This window comes from Nonomuraea sp. NPDC049158 (assembly GCF_040648335.1).
Taxonomy (GTDB): Bacteria; Actinomycetota; Actinomycetes; order Streptosporangiales; family Streptosporangiaceae; genus Nonomuraea.
In genome coordinates this window covers 256,209-270,532 of the sequence record NZ_JBEZDM010000008.1, presented here as the reverse complement: position 1 = coordinate 270,532, position 14,324 = coordinate 256,209, and the positions used below count along the sequence as shown (strand labels likewise).

The following is a 14,324-nucleotide window of genomic DNA, read 5'->3' as shown; positions in this document are numbered from 1 at the left end:
CACCGGCCCTCGGCGAAGCCGGCCTGGATCCGGGCGTCATCGGCAGGTCCCAGAACCGTCTGACCTGCGCAGGCTCCGCGCGCTGCCGTACGGAACAGGATGCGATGTGCGGCATCGGCAGGCCGGCGCACAACCTCAGGCGGCTATCCGTGATCGTCCTGGAATCTTGCGATAACACCTTTATAACGTCCTATCTACACGTGTTGCTCCTGCGGAATCCCTAGCCGAATACTGCATCAACACGAGTAGATGGGACTTGCGTAGTGGTCACACGCCGCGATGTGGCGCGGCTGGCCGGCACCTCAGAGGCTGTCGTCAGCTACGTGCTCAACAACGGGCCGAGGAATGTCGCGCCGCACACCCGCGAACGGGTGCTGCGCGCGATCGATGAGCTGGGCTACCGGCCGAACGCCGTCGCCCGCTCGTTGCGCATGAGCCGTACGCACACGATCGGGCTTGTCGTCCCCGACAACGCCAACCCCTTCTTCGCCGAGCTCGCCCGCGAGATCGAGGACGTCGCGTTCGAGCACGGCCTGACGCTGCTGCTCGGCAACGCGATGGACGACGACGATCGCGAGGCCGCCTACGTGCGGACCCTGATCGACCGCCAGGTGGATGGGTTGATCCTGATTCCTGCCCACGGCCCGCACGCCTGGCGGTCCCAGCTCGCCGCTTCCAGGGTGCCGTGCATCGTGCTCGACCGCGAGCTCGACGACACCCCGGCAAGCCACCTGCTTCTCGACAACGAGGGCGGCGCGTACGAGGCGACCGGCCACCTGCTCGCGCACGGGCAGCGGCGTATCGGCTGCGTGGCGGGGCCGAAGAGCATCCATCCGACCGTCGAGCGGGTCGCCGGCTGGTCGCGGGCGCTGGCCGAAGCCGGCCTCGACCCGGCCTCGATGCCGCTGGTCCACGGCCCGTTCGGGCGGCGGCAGGGCTACCTCGGCGGCCACCAGCTGCTGTCACTGGAGGACCGGCCCACCGCGCTCTTCGTGACCAGCGACGAGCAGGCGATCGGCGTCATGCGCGCCGCGGCCGAGCTGGGGCTGAGCGTGCCCGGCGACGTCGCGCTGTGCTCGTTCGACGGCATCGCCGCCTCCTCCTACACCGTGCCCGCGCTCACCACCATGCGCCAGCCGATCGAAGTACTGGGCAGGCGCGCGGTGGAGCTGCTGGTGGCACAGATCGGTGACTCATCGGGCGGCGAGCGTGTCGTCCTGTCCGCCGCTCTGATCAGGCGCGGTTCCTGTGGCTGCCCCGACCCGGTCGGCGGGGTCGACGATGCGTGAGCTGGAGTTGCTCGGCCGTGCGTCATGACGGCCTCTGGCATCCCCGCCTGCTGCACATCCTGTCCGCGGTGGGACACACCGACCTCATCGTGGTGGCCGACCCCGGCCTGCCCGTCCCGCCCGGCGTCGAGACGGTCGACCTCGTCTGGCGCAGGGGCGAGCCTGCCTTCCTGCCCGTACTGGAAGCGGTGCTCGGCGAGCTCGTCGTCGAGACCGCCTACGTCGCCGAGGAGTCGCCGCCCGGCTTCCTCGATGGCGTGCTGACAAGAACAGAACGCATCCCCCACACCCATCTCAAACAGCTCACCGGCCGGGCCCGCGCAGTCGTGCGGACCGGCGAGGCGACGCCGTACGCGAACGTCGTCCTCCAAGCGGGCGTTCCCTTCTGAAGGAGAAACACCACATGTACAAGAAGATCGTCGTCGTGGCCGGTCTGGCACTCGCGCTGACCGCCTGCGGCAAGGAGGGCGGCACCACCGCCGAGCCCGCCGCCGCCCCCAAGCCTGGTGAGAAGCCGAGCGTCTGCCTGGTGATGAAGTCGCTGGCCAACGAGTTCTTCCAGCAGATGCAGAAGGGCGCCGAGGAGCACGCCGCCAAGCGCGGCGACCTCACGCTCAGCGTGGTCGGCATCCAGAACGAGACCGACATCGACAACCAGGTCGCCGCCGTCGAGAAGTGCGTCACCCAGCAGGCCAAGGCGGTCGTGATCGCCCCCGCCGACTCGCGCGCGCTGATCGCGCCGATCAAGCGCGCCGTCGACGCGGGCGTGAAGGTCGTCAACATCGACGTCCAGCTCGACGAGGGCGCGATGAAGGCCGCCGGCATCGGCGACAAGGTGCCTTTCGTCGGCCCCGACAACCGCGAGGGTGCCAAGCAGTCGGGCATGGAGCTGGCCAAGGCCGTCGGCAAGGGCGCCGAGGTCGTCATCCTGGAGGGCAACCCCGGCGCGGCCAACGCCGCCCAGCGCAAGGCCGGCTTCGAGGACGCGATCAAGGCGGGCGGACTCAAGCTCGTCGACTCCAAGACCGCGCACTGGGAGACCGACGAGGCGCACACCGTCTTCGGCAACATGCTCACCGGGCACCCGAACATCAAGGGTGTGCTGGCCGGCAACGACAACATGGCGCTCGGCGCGCTGAAGGCGATCGAGGAGCAGGGCAAGAAGGACCAGATCAAGGTCGCCGCGTTCGACAACATCCCGGCCATCGCCCAGTACGTCAAGGACGGCAGCGTCGTGTCCACCCTGGACCAGTACGGGGCGCAGCAGGCCTCCAACGGCATCGACTACGCCATGAAGATGATCGCCGGCGAGAACTTCAGCGGCTGGCAGAAGACCGAGATCAAGCTCATCACGAAGGACAACCTCGGATGATGACCGTCAGCGGCCTCGTCAAGCGCTTCCCCGGTGTGGTGGCGCTCGACGGGGTCGACCTCGACATCCGCGCGGGCGAGATCCACGCCCTCGTGGGAGAGAACGGGGCGGGCAAGTCCACGCTGGTCAAGGCCCTGGCCGGGATCCACGCGCCGGACGCCGGCACGATGACCTTCGACGGCGCGCCGTACACTCCCGGCAGCGCGGCCGACGCTCTGGCCGCCGGGATCTCGGTGGTCCACCAGGAGCTGGCGCTGCTGCCGTACCTCACCGTGGCGGAGAACCTGTTCCTGCGCGCGCTGCCGCGCACGGCGGGCGTCGTCGACAGGAAGCGGCTGCGCGCGGACGCCGCGCGGCTGTTGACCGAGATCGGTCTGGAGGTGTCGCCCGACACCCTGGTCGAGCGGCTCGGCATCGCGCAGATGCAGCTGGTGGAGATCGCGAAGGCGATCTCCACCGACTGCAAACTGCTGATCATGGACGAGCCGACCGCGACGCTCACCTCGCGCGAGTCGGGACGCCTGTTCGGCATCCTGCGGGCGTTGCGTGAGCGCGGCGTGGCCATCGTCTACATCTCCCACCACCTGCAGGAGGTGCTGGAGCTGGCCGACCGGGTCACCGTGCTGCGCAACGGGCGCAGCATCGAGACCCGCGAGATGGCCGGCGTGACCGCGCCCGACCTGGTCAAGTTGATGGTGGGGCGCGACCTGGCGCAGGAGTTCCCGGCCAAGCCATCGACGGAGCTGGGCGAGGTGGCGCTGAAGGTGCGCGAGCTCAAGGTCGCGGGCTTCGAAGGGCCGCTCTCCTTCTCGGTACGGCGTGGCGAGGTCGTGGGCCTGGCCGGGCTGGTCGGCTCCGGCCGTACCGAGGCGATGCGCGCGGTCTTCGGCGCCGACCCCTCCTTGTCCGAAAATATCGAACTTTACGGCAAGAAGGTGCACATCCGGCACCCCCAGGACGCGGTACGGCACGGCATCAGCCTGCTCACCGAGGACCGCAAGTCGCAGGGCCTGGTCCTCGACCTGCCGATCAGCGCCAACGTCACGCTCGCCAAGCTGCGCGGATTCCTGGTGCGCTTCGGCCAGGAACGCTCGCTCGCCGAGGGCCTCGGGCGGCGCCTGCACCTGCGCTCCGCGGGCGTCGACCAGCACGTGCGCACCCTGTCGGGCGGAAACCAGCAGAAGGTCGTGCTGGCCAAGTGGCTCAACGCCGGATCCGACATCCTGATCGTGGACGAGCCCACCCGCGGCATCGATGTCGGCGCCAAGTACGAGATCCACGAGCTGCTGCTCGGCCTGGCCGCGGAAGGCAAGGCCCTGCTCGTCGTCTCCTCGGACCTGCCGGAGCTGATGGGCATCTGCGACCGCGTCCTGGTCTTCTCCCGCGGCAAGATCGCCGGCGAGGTCGCCCGGGCGGACTTCGACGCCGAGCACATCCTCACGCTGGCCTACTCGGGCTACCTCAAGAACGGTGAAACACAATGATCAAAAGGCTCGTGCTCGGCGAGGCCGGCATCGGCGTCGCCCTGGTAGTGCTCGCGGGCTTCTTCGTCATCCTCGCACCGAACTTCGCGACCGAGCAGAACCTACGCAACATCATGACCCAGATCACCCTGAACACCGTGCTCGCCGTGGGCATGACGTTCGTGATCCTGGTCGGCGGCATCGATCTTTCGGTCGGCTCGGCGATGGCGTTGTGCGCGGTCGTGTCGGGCACCATGATGGCCGGATCCGGCTCCGCCATGACGCTGGTCGGCGGGATCCTGGTGAGTGTGCTCGTCGGCGGCGTGGTCGGCTGGGTCAACGGGTTCGTGTCAGAACAGTGGCGGGTACCGTCGTTCATCGTCACCCTGGCCATGCTCAACATCGCGCGCGGCGGCGCCGAGCGGTACACCGACGCGGCCACCATCTACAACCTGCCCGCCGCGCTCAACGACTTCGGGACCCTCACGCTCATCGGCATCCCCGCCGTGTTCTGGGTGGCGCTGCTGCTGGCAGGGGCCGGCTGGTTCGTACTGTCGCGCACCGTCTTCGGGCGGCTGATCTACGCCACCGGCAACAATGAGGAAGCCGTCCGCCTGTCCGGCCACAAGACCTCCCGCATCAAGATCGCCGCCTTCATGATCGCCGGATTGACCGTGGGCATCGCGGCCATCCTGTACATGGCCAGGCTCAACATCGCCAGCCCTATCCTGGGCCAGGGCTACGAGCTCAACGCGATCGCCGCCGTGGTCATCGGCGGAGCCAGCCTGATGGGCGGGCGCGGCTCCATGGTCGGTACGTTCCTCGGGGCATGTCTGCTCGGCGTGCTCACCAACGGGCTGCTGCTCATGGGCGTCTCCGACTTCGAACGTCAGATCATCACCGGGCTGGTGATCCTGGTCGCCGTGGTGCTGGACGCGTACCGGCTGCGCCTGGCCCGCAAGCTGGCCGTCGCCCAACCCGCGCAGGCACTCACACCGGCGATGACCCCCTCCTGACCATCGTCAGCCTCGGGATTTCTGGGGAGTTCGTCGCTCGGCCCATCGGGCGGGATCGTACGGCGCCGTCCGATCCCGCCCGCCCCCGCGCTCAGACGTCGATCCACCAGAGCTGCTCGCCGCCGTGGTGGCAACCCCACTGGTAGATGTCCGTCCACTCCTCGACGAAGCGGGCGTCGAGGCACTTGTTGGTCCCCACGTTCAAGAACTCGTAGTACCCGTCGTTGCGTGCCACGAGGTGCCATTTCTGGTTCGGCGCGCAGCCCGGCGGCCTCCTTGGCGGCGTTCCCCGCCAGGGCCATGTCGCGCTGCTCCTGGGTGTCGCGCTGGCTCCTGACCGCGACGACGCCCGCCGCGGCCGTGAGGACGAACAGCGCGACCAGACCGGCGACCAGCCGGTGCAGCCGCCGGGTGCCGCGCCGCGCGGCCCGCTGCTCCTCCAGCTCCCGCCGTACGGACGCGTCGAGGAACTCGCGCGCCAGCGGGCTCATGTCGGCGGCGGTCATCGCACTGCCGACCCATTCCCGCGCGGCGGCCAGGCGGGTGCCCCGGTACAACGCCGCCGGGTCCCGGTGCTCGCGGTGCCAGGTGGCGGCGGCCTCGGCCAGCCGCCGCCCCACGACCAGCCCCGAACGGTCGATGTCCAACCACGCGCGCAGCTGCGGCCAAGCCGTCAGCAGGGCTTCGTGGCTGACTCCACGGTGTCCACGTCGGCCGTGATCAGCCGCTGTGCGACGAACCTGTCGAGTACGTCCTCGCGCCGCGCGGCCTCCTCCTCCCCACCCTCGGCCAGCAGTTGGCGGTGACCATCCGGCGGCGCGTGTCGGCGGTGTCGGCGGCCACGTGGACCAGGCTGAGGAACAACCGGCGAGCCTGCTCCCGCTCCCGCGGCCCGAGCTCGTCGTACACCTTGCTCGCACTGGCCGCCACGGCGCCGTCGATCCCGCCGGCCGCGCGATAGTCGTTGATCGTCAGGCGTCTGCCCTGGCTGCGGGACCAGGTGGCGTACAGGGCGTGGGACAGCAGCGGCAACACCCCGGCCTCGTGCGCCGCGCCCTGCTGCCCGCCAGGGGGTGCCACACCGCGCACTTGCCCGCCAGGGGGTGCGACATCGCGAGCTTGCCCGCCGGGGGGTGCCACATCGCGCAGGAGCAGTTCGACCAGGCCCTCTTCCAGCTCCAGTTTCGCCTTGCGCGCGGGCTCCACGATCGCCGCGCGCAGCTCGGCCGCGCTCATCGGGCCGACCGCGACCTGACCGGCCTGCACCGCCTCGACGAGGCGGGGGTGGCGGAGCAGCTGGCCGTAGAAGTCGGCCCGCAAGCCCACCACGACCAGCGCACCGGCGTCGGCCGCCGCGCACAGGGCGCCGATGAACGCCTGCCGCTCGCCCTCGTCGGCGCACGCGCTGAAGACCTCCTCGAACTGGTCGACGACCAGCACCGGCGCCGGATCGCCGGGCGCGGGCCGCAGCGGCTCGCCACACCGGCCCGGTTCGGCCCGCATCGCCGCCACCAGCCCACCGACCGTGGCGCTGGAGGGTCCGGGGGTTGTGGCGCCGGACGGCCCGGGGGTTGTGGCGCCGGACGGCCCGGGGGCCGTCGTGACGGGCTGCTCGGTGGCCGTCGTGACGGGCGTCAGACGGGCGGCCAGCTCGTACAGCGGGTGGGATCCGGGCGTGAACAGCGGCTCCGGCCACAGCGCCACCCCCGGCAGCCGCCCCGCCGCGAGAGCGGGAATCAGTCCGGCGCGCAGCAGTGACGACTTCCCCGCCCCGGACGCCCCCACGACCACCTGCACCCCACCGCCCGCGGCGCGCAGCCCGTCCAGCCGGTCGAGCAGCAGGCCAGTCAGGGCCTCGCGCCCGAAGAACCAGTCGGCGTCCTCAGGCCCGAAGCTCGCCAGCCCCTTGTACGGCTCCGCCCCCGCCGGACGGCGACCGGGCGCCCGGCGAACCCGCAGCCAGGCGCGTAACCACTGCTCGAGCATGCCGGGATCGTCCACCCCGCACACGGTCAGCAGCCGTACCAACAGATCGCGCAGGGCCGTGGACGGCAGCCCGCGCCCGGCGAACCAGTCGCCGATCGTGCTGTGCGCGCCACCGACACCGATCTTGACCGCCACCTGCCGGACCGTCATCCCCGACCGTTCACGCAGCAGCGTCAGCTCCCGTGCGAAGTCCTGCCGGGTACGGACCCGCCGGGGGTCGGGCAGGTCCGACTCACCCTCGATCACGCCCGTCACCTCCCCACCCGAAGCAGTCACAACGCTACGGGCGGTAAGGCTTCCGCCGCGCGCTTCTGGCCGGTACTTGACACCGGCGAGCGTGGCTCAAAAGGGCCTCCGCTTCGCTCCGGGCGTTCTTCTGGGGGCGCCTTCGGCGCACAACGGGCTTCGCTTGTGGGCGCTTCGCGCGTTGGGGGCTCAGGCGTTGCTTCCAGTCGGGCCAGAGCCCCGGCCCCTGAAGGGCCTCGCTCCGCTCGGACGCCCTACCAAGGCGGGCTTCGCCTGCACAGCCCTTGCCGACCTTGACCAGTCCGGCATGGACGGCAGGTGCGAACTCACTCTTGTGGGGCACCGACCTGCCGAAGACATGTAGTCCACGGTCGTGCTCTCCAAGAAAGCGTCGTAGAGCCAGACACCGCCCAGAACCCAGATCCATGGACGGGCAGTGCCGCAGAGCTTGAGGCGAGCAACGCCCTGATCACGGGCCCGTGTCTGCTGTGGCGCCGTCGATGGCCCGAGGATTGACAGCAGCACTGACGGCAACATCCCCCACACGCCGACGCGTCCGCGCCACTGTCCACAGGCGCCTGACCATGGTCTCGACCAGCCGAGCAGGGTGATTGCTCCGCCTGAAAGGAGGCGGACGGTGGTGCTGGTCGCGCAGAAAGCTATCTCCGCATGAAAGAGACGTCGTAGGCAGGCGGTTGGCCGTTCATCAGCTCGGTCAGGTCCTCATCAGTGAGTGCAAGCTCGTAGGCGTTGCCGCTTGCCGCGGATCCCCCTACTAGAAGTGCGCGACCCGACACGTCGGCTACTTCGACCGCGAACGTCATCGGGCCCCTGCTGTTCCCCTGGCAATAGGTAGGTTTACGACGGACGCGCCAGCGGAAGATGGTGCCGTCGACGGTGATGAGCCGCGAGCCCTTCTTCGGGATCGCCATGAGCAACCTCCTGTCCTGTTCCGTCGCTGTTCCGTGGGATGACCGAGAGCAGTGAGAAACAACGCGAGCCAGTCGCAACCGTAACCCCTGCTCAGGCTCCTGATCGACAGGTTTCCGCAGGTGGCCACGGAGAGTATCGGAGATGACCCAAATCTACGAGGGTCGTTCTGGCCTTCGCCGATCAGCCTCCGGCTGCGGGCGGCATGAGCTGGCCTATCAGTGACAGCGAACGGCGAGAGATCGACCGGCGCCCTTAGCAGCACCTCTCACATTAGGTCGACGCTGCCGGATCTCGTCAACGGTGGCGTGAGTGTCTCGGCGAGTCCTCGGCGGAACAGGCCGGCTGGGCGGCCTACGTCGGGGAGCCGTCGTTCACCTATGGGTATGACGAAGCCTTCTGTCTTCATGACCTTGCGGCGGAAGTTGCTGGGATCGAGGGGGAGGCCCCATACCGCCTCGTAGATTTGGCGCAGGTCGGCGATGGTGAAGGGCTCCATGCAGAAGGCTGTGGCGATCGTGGTGTGCTCAAGCTGGGATCTGGCCCGCTCCAGTCCGTCACGAAGGATCTTCTCGTGATCGAAGGCGAGTGTGATCTGGCCGTCGAGGATGGAGGAGACCGGGGTCCAGTGGGCGGCCGACGCGTCGGTTCCCGCCTGAGGCATGGGTAAATCGGGGCCTAGTGCCAGGTAGGCGATGGAGATGATTCGTCCACGCGGGTCGCGGCCGGGGTCCCCGTAAGCGTGCAGTTGTTCCAGGTGCAGGCTGTCGTCGGCGACTCCGGTTTCTTCTCGTAGTTCTCGTCTGGCTGCCGCGTCCAGCGCCTCGCCATCGCGGACGAACCCGCCTGGAAGCGCCGCTTCGCCACGGTAGGGCATGTTGCCGCGTTCGATCAGCAGAACATGAAGTCGGCCATCGCGCACGGTGAAGATCACTAGGTCCACGGCTGCGGTCAGGGAGGCGGGCGGGCGGCGTTGGTGGACTGTCTTGCTCATTGCCATACCCCTATTAAAGGTCTAGTTGACTCTAAGTCGTGACGCACTTATGGTCATGTTTACCTAAATGACTACCGGGGGGGCTCATGGCCCAATCGCGCACGGTACGTCTCGAGAACGGCGCGGGGGCAGCCGATTCGAAAGCGACGCGGTACCTCTGTGCTGGCGTCTACCTTGACCGCGACTTCCGCGAGATGGTGATCCGCCGGGTCTACAACGACTCCAAGCACATGGTGGCGCCCTCCTACGGCTTCGATCTGGTGCCGGTCGTAGCGCACGCCTGGCGGGCGTGGCTCCTGGAGACGCTGAAGTGGTTGCTGCTCCTCGCGGTCCTCCTGGGTGGCATCGCATGGGCCCCGGCCGCGACCGCCGCCGCGACGGCGTTGTTCGGCCTGTGCTGGTCTGCTGCGGTCGCCGTTAGAAGCGCACTGGTCGCTCTACCGCTGAAGGCAAAAGAGCGCGCGGACCGGTTCTTGCGACGTGTCCGCTGGAACAGCGAGTCGAACGATCTCGCCGAGCACCTCCGCTCCTTGAAGCTTGCCTGTATCGGCAGCGGTGCATTGGTTGTCGCCGTTCCCATGATCTCCGTCATGGCGGGCATTCCGCTCTCCCAGTTGCTGCGGCAAACAGCGATCATGGGGATGTTGACGGTTCTCGTCGCGTGCGGCTGCGGCGCCGCCCAGCGCGGCGCGCTGCACCAAACGGCCAAGGGCCGGCTGCCCTCGCCGAACAGCCACCGATACCGGGCGATCAACGAACAGCAGCACCACACGTTCGTCGTCTACCGCAGGGCCCCGAAGGAGGAGCCGGAGCCGGAGAACTTCCGCGACTTCCTGGCGCTCGACGACTCACATAAGCCATTCGTCGGAGCCGGGAGGCTTACTCATCGCTGGAACCCGCCGCTCAACATCCATTTGATGCAGATAGGTGAAGGCAGCATAGCCGATCGGGAATTTGACCCTCTCCCGTTCAGGGCACATGAGTTGGTCGCCTATTTGAAGGACGAGATGCAACGGCTCGACGGACAGGATGACGCCACCAGCCTTCCGGATTTCGGAAAAGCAGACCGTATCTATATAGCGGAGGCCGATGTCGACCAAGGGCGCGGCTGGCTACAAGGCGAGCCTGCTACGCACGAAATTGACGAGATCATTGATCGGCCGTTCGACCGATTCCATCACTTCCTCGAGATCCGTACATCGGTATCCGGTGAGCTGGTCACCACCGTGTTCCTTCGGACCACGGTCAAAGGGCGTGCGCTCAGCCTCGACTTCGCTGCCTGTGCGCTGACGCGGACGCCGGACGAGTATCACATCCTCGACGAGTACGGCGAGGACGGATTCGCTGCCATACTCCGGGCAGCGGTCCAAACTCTTACCGAACTTCCGAGCGACATCATGCAGACGTGGCGTCTCATCCACGTCCCGGCCATCCTGCTCGGGGCCTTTCGAGCGCGGCGAAGCCGCGTTCTCTATCCCAAACGCCGTGTGAAGATCGGAGCAAAGCTGAGTGTGCGCGAAGAAAAGCGCATGTCGTGGGAGACGGCCCAACTCGACCGCACGCTCATCTCCGACCACGTGAAGCTCATAGAGGATCGACTGCTGAAGACAGCGACCGAGTTCCTGCGCGAAAAAAAGGTAGACATCTCGGAGTTCGAGGAACGCGCTACCAGCATCATCAATACTGGGATCATGAACTTCGGCGAGTCGATGAATGTAAACAACTCCGCAGTCGGCAGCAACGCGATGAGGCTCGATCTACCTGAGAACTTCGGCAGCGCATCAGGAGGAGGCCACGCATGAACGATCAGTTCAAGAACAGCGGAATAATCAATCAGGGCGGACCTATGACCATCAGTGGCACCGCGATCGGCGACGGCGCCACGGTCGTCCACCACCACCCGACCGAGGGCGTGGTCGGTAGGCGCGCAGACATCGGCGTGATAACAATCAAAGAATCGGAGGCCAGGGCGGTCATAGATACCCTCAAACTCGACCGTGCCCCCGTGAACGGGATTCCCTTCTGGTGCGGCACCATCGACCTCCGAGGCGTGACCACCAGAGTGGCGATGACTCGATCGCTGGGCCAGGGCCAACGATCGACAATGGCCGCCTTCGAGAATCTCAGGGAGACGTTCCGGCCGGCGGTCGTCGCACTTGTCGGAATCGGCGGCGGATTCCAGCCGGACGTCTCCACGGGCGACGTCGCCATAGCAACGAGGGCCGTCTACTACGATCTCCGAAAGGAAACGGCCGACGGCACCCAGCGCAGAGGCGAGGACCGCGAGACACCGGCCATCGTGGGAAACGCCGTGAACAGCTTCTTCGTCGACTACGGCGAACCGGCACGATTCGCAAGCGGAGAGGGAGAATTTCACGTCATCTCCTGCATCGTCGGAACCGGTGACGCCGTTATCGCGGACGCTGGGTCCGAAATTAAGAAATATCTCAAACACTACAATGACAAGGTCTCCGTGGTTGATATGGAAGCCGGCGGTCTGGCTCAGGCATTCCACGAGCGTGGCAATCTGGCTCAGCTGCGCGGATGGGTAGTGATCCGCGGAATCTCCGACTATTCGAACAAAGAAAAGAATGACGTCCTGCAGAAAACGGCCGCCCGGAACGCCGCAGAGGTACTGCGAGCCCTAATCCCCTACCTCCCATCTCACGCCTGACGGGAAGCCCCAATGGGAGAGTTCGTAATCGGGGTGGTGAGTTCGCTCGTCGCCACCGCGCTCGCCGTTGTGGGCGGTATGGCGCTGTCACCTCGCGTGCGCTTCTGGCCGATCCTGCTTCTGTCCAGATTCACCGGCTTGGGAATCTCTCGGGTGCATCCGCGACAGCGCGTCGCCGCCGAAGATCTCACATCGGAACTCGACAAAGCCCGCTGGGTGCGGGTGCTCGCAGGCCGAGGGAATGAACTCACCCGCGATGGGTTCGTGGCCCTGTGGGAGGACGAAGGACGCCGCCTGGAGTTCGTTCACGTACTGCTTCCCGATACCAACCATCCCTCCGCGTCATGGCTGGAGTGGCGCGAGGACGAGATCCGGCGTATCGACCCTGGTTTCTCCCGCGGAATGCTGGCCGAGCAGGTCGACATCAACGCCGAATACATCAGGGAGGTCGCCGTTGAGAGGGACAACATCGAGCTGCGCCGCTACAATCTCCCCAACCTCCACCGAATAGTGATCACCGATCGCGTTGCCTTCCTCACGCTCTACCGTCGGGCGACCCACGGCCGAGACTCGCCCTGCATTGTGGCGCCCCGCCCCGGTCTGATGTACGACTACGCCTTCCAGCTCTTCACCACAGCCTGGGACCATGCCTAGAGTCGGCAACCGTGGTTGGGCGATCGACGCTGAGGACCTCCTTGCTGAGGACATCGCACTCAAGTGCGACGCATTCACCCGCTTCTCGTGGCTCCGAGTGACCACGGCATCCGAACCACCGACTGGGAAAAGCTCCAATTGGTGGACCACTGGCGACGTTTCCTCGCCAAGCCCGATTTCTATCTGAGGTACGCCTTGGATCAGGGCTGAAAGTTGAGCGGACGACCTCCGGCCCTATTCACCTTCATGAGGTCGGGAGCGTCAGGGCCGCTGGCATGACCGTAGGTCACCCGTAGGGCGAACGCGGCGAGTGCGGTCAACGCTGACGCGGCGGAGAGTTGCCAGCAGGGGCTGGTGGCAACGGGTGCGGCGATCCCACTGTTCTCCGCCGTGGCCAGCCGGCGCCGCCTGAGCCGGATTTCCGGGACACGCTCACGCCTCCGTAGACCTCGTCACCGGCCGCCCACGCGGCCGGCGGCGCCTCGCCATGTGGCCGTGCCAGATGCCGGACGGGGTGCGCTATTCGGCTCCGCCGGAGAAGCCGTAGCACAGCCCACGGCCGGGGACGGGTAGTCCCGCCGGCAGTCGGGGACCGGAAAGGTCGGGCACGGCGATGGCGTCCCAATCCACGACCCCGTCGACGAGGTACTGACCGAGGTCGATCGAGCTCACTTCGGCGCCGTCCACATGCGCGGTCAGGGTGAGGATGCCGAAACCGCCCTCGGACAGCGCGAGCCACTTATCGCAGGCCCAGCGCATCTCGTCGGCGTCGCACGCGACTATGGCCGCGAAGTGCCGTACAGATCCGCTCCATGCCTCATCCTCCAGCACATAGAAGCTGTACGTCGCCTCCGCGGCGGGCTTGCCGCTCACACCGAGTAGGACGGCCATCTCGTCCAATCCAGCCTCCGCGTGGCCGAGGGGGCCGGCCGCGCGTATCCGGGCATACAGCTCCTCCGCCTCGGTCTGCAGCCGTTTGACGGAATCCTCGTCCTGCCCGTACTCCGCCATGGCGTCGGGGTTCATGTCCAGCGTGGCCTCCCAGTAGGAGATCTGCTGGGCCAGACGCCCCGTCAGCAGGGTCAAAGCCTCGATGTCATCGGGACATGCCTCCACGGCGGCGCGCAGCCAGCGCTCCTCGGGCCAGCTCGGGGCGCCGTCGCCAGGCTCCGCCGGGTCCGACGCCGTCAAGCACAGCAGCCTCCCCAGCTTCAGCGCGGCCTGGGGATCGCCAGCGGCCGCCATGCTCCGCAGCCGTGTGATCGTCTCATCAGTGATCGCCATGAGCCGACGTTACAACCCGCCACTCCGAATGCGACGCGTCCGGCCCGGTGGTGGGCGCCGCGGTCGTCAGTCGGTGGCGCGGTCGCCTGCGTCCCCGAAACCCGCAGCGTCTCGGGGATCGAGACGAAGGGTGTGGCCGCCGGCGACTGAGCCGCCGCCTCATCCACCCGCCGCCGCTGCGCATGCGCTCGCGCGAGATCCACCGCCCGCCGCTCCGTACCTGACAGAAGAGATATGGAAGAGGATCGGAAGCAGCCGCTCCTAAGGTTGTCCGCGATCCTCTCGCTGCAGCGCTTCAACAGAACAAAAAAGGTCACGAAGAGCGCGTCTCTCGTGGTGGGGTGGGTGGCGTGCCAGTCGTCCAGGTCGGCATGGCAGGTCTGGCCGACCTGGTCCATGGCGTCCACTGTCCAGAG

Annotated in this window: 13 protein-coding genes and 1 pseudogene; 8 read left to right on the top strand and 6 right to left on the bottom strand. The window is 67.3% G+C overall.

Translation table 11 applies throughout. The features are described from left to right. The first annotated feature begins 263 nt into the window (after positions 1 to 263). From AB0B61_RS20175 to AB0B61_RS20155, 5 genes are read left to right on the top strand one after another with little or no spacing between them, the layout of a single operon-like run. Complete coding sequence (locus tag AB0B61_RS20175) at positions 264 to 1,289, top strand: LacI family DNA-binding transcriptional regulator (protein ID WP_358433705.1); 1,026 nt, start codon at positions 264 to 266, stop codon at positions 1,287 to 1,289. A 17-nt stretch (positions 1,290 to 1,306) separates the two neighbouring features. Then, positions 1,307 to 1,678 carry an RbsD/FucU domain-containing protein gene (locus tag AB0B61_RS20170; RefSeq protein ID WP_358433702.1) on the top strand — a complete coding sequence of 124 codons (372 nt, stop codon included), beginning with the start codon at positions 1,307 to 1,309 and terminating at the stop codon, positions 1,676 to 1,678. Between the two features lie 14 nt (positions 1,679 to 1,692). Beyond that, positions 1,693 to 2,661 carry a sugar ABC transporter substrate-binding protein gene (locus AB0B61_RS20165; RefSeq protein WP_358433699.1) on the top strand — a complete coding sequence of 323 codons (969 nt, stop codon included), beginning with the start codon at positions 1,693 to 1,695 and terminating at the stop codon, positions 2,659 to 2,661. Then, a complete protein-coding gene (locus tag AB0B61_RS20160; protein ID WP_358433696.1) occupies positions 2,658 to 4,145 on the top strand; it encodes a sugar ABC transporter ATP-binding protein in 1,488 nt (495 codons plus the stop codon). The genes AB0B61_RS20165 and AB0B61_RS20160 overlap by 4 nt, the downstream gene beginning before the upstream one ends. After that, the gene (locus AB0B61_RS20155; protein WP_358433693.1) at positions 4,142 to 5,140 is read left to right on the top strand and encodes an ABC transporter permease; all 999 of its coding nucleotides are present in this window, start codon (positions 4,142 to 4,144) and stop codon (positions 5,138 to 5,140) included. The genes AB0B61_RS20160 and AB0B61_RS20155 overlap by 4 nt, the downstream gene beginning before the upstream one ends. 91 nt (positions 5,141 to 5,231) lie before the next feature. On the opposite strand, the gene AB0B61_RS20150 is transcribed toward AB0B61_RS20155, so the two are convergent. The 5 genes and pseudogenes from AB0B61_RS20150 to AB0B61_RS20130 all read right to left on the bottom strand — a co-directional run bounded on the left by AB0B61_RS20150 (position 5,232) and on the right by AB0B61_RS20130 (position 9,296). Next, the gene (locus AB0B61_RS20150) at positions 5,232 to 5,339 is read right to left on the bottom strand and encodes a hypothetical protein (RefSeq protein ID WP_358433905.1); all 108 of its coding nucleotides are present in this window, start codon (positions 5,337 to 5,339) and stop codon (positions 5,232 to 5,234) included. Between the two features lie 376 nt (positions 5,340 to 5,715). After that, a pseudogene (locus AB0B61_RS20145) lies at positions 5,716 to 5,826 on the bottom strand (hypothetical protein); the annotation flags it as partial. A gap of 34 nt (positions 5,827 to 5,860) precedes the next feature. Further along, on the bottom strand, positions 5,861 to 7,372 hold the full coding sequence (locus tag AB0B61_RS20140) for a helix-turn-helix transcriptional regulator (protein ID WP_358433690.1): 1,512 nt from the start codon (positions 7,370 to 7,372) through the stop codon (positions 5,861 to 5,863). 659 nt (positions 7,373 to 8,031) lie between these two features. Further along, positions 8,032 to 8,304 (bottom strand): hypothetical protein, encoded by a 273-nt coding sequence (locus tag AB0B61_RS20135; RefSeq protein WP_358433687.1) that lies wholly within the window; start codon positions 8,302 to 8,304, stop codon positions 8,032 to 8,034. Between the two features lie 266 nt (positions 8,305 to 8,570). Beyond that, positions 8,571 to 9,296, bottom strand: a complete 726-nt coding sequence (locus tag AB0B61_RS20130) for an NUDIX domain-containing protein (protein WP_358433685.1) — start codon at positions 9,294 to 9,296, stop codon at positions 8,571 to 8,573. Between the two features lie 86 nt (positions 9,297 to 9,382). Between AB0B61_RS20130 and AB0B61_RS20125 the strand changes: the two genes are divergently transcribed. From AB0B61_RS20125 to AB0B61_RS20115, 3 genes are read left to right on the top strand one after another with little or no spacing between them, the layout of a single operon-like run. Further along, a complete protein-coding gene (locus tag AB0B61_RS20125; RefSeq protein WP_358433682.1) occupies positions 9,383 to 11,098 on the top strand; it encodes a hypothetical protein in 1,716 nt (571 codons plus the stop codon). Continuing rightward, the gene (locus AB0B61_RS20120) at positions 11,095 to 11,970 is read left to right on the top strand and encodes a hypothetical protein (protein WP_358433679.1); all 876 of its coding nucleotides are present in this window, start codon (positions 11,095 to 11,097) and stop codon (positions 11,968 to 11,970) included. Before AB0B61_RS20125 ends, AB0B61_RS20120 begins: the two co-directional genes overlap by 4 nt. 12 nt (positions 11,971 to 11,982) lie before the next feature. Continuing rightward, on the top strand, positions 11,983 to 12,624 hold the full coding sequence (locus AB0B61_RS20115) for a hypothetical protein (protein ID WP_358433676.1): 642 nt from the start codon (positions 11,983 to 11,985) through the stop codon (positions 12,622 to 12,624). A gap of 519 nt (positions 12,625 to 13,143) precedes the next feature. Here AB0B61_RS20115 and AB0B61_RS20110 read toward each other — a convergent pair. Further along, positions 13,144 to 13,908: a hypothetical protein gene (locus AB0B61_RS20110; RefSeq protein WP_358433673.1), complete on the bottom strand. Its 765-nt coding sequence runs from the start codon at positions 13,906 to 13,908 to the stop codon at positions 13,144 to 13,146. Positions 13,909 to 14,324 lie beyond the last annotated feature (416 nt).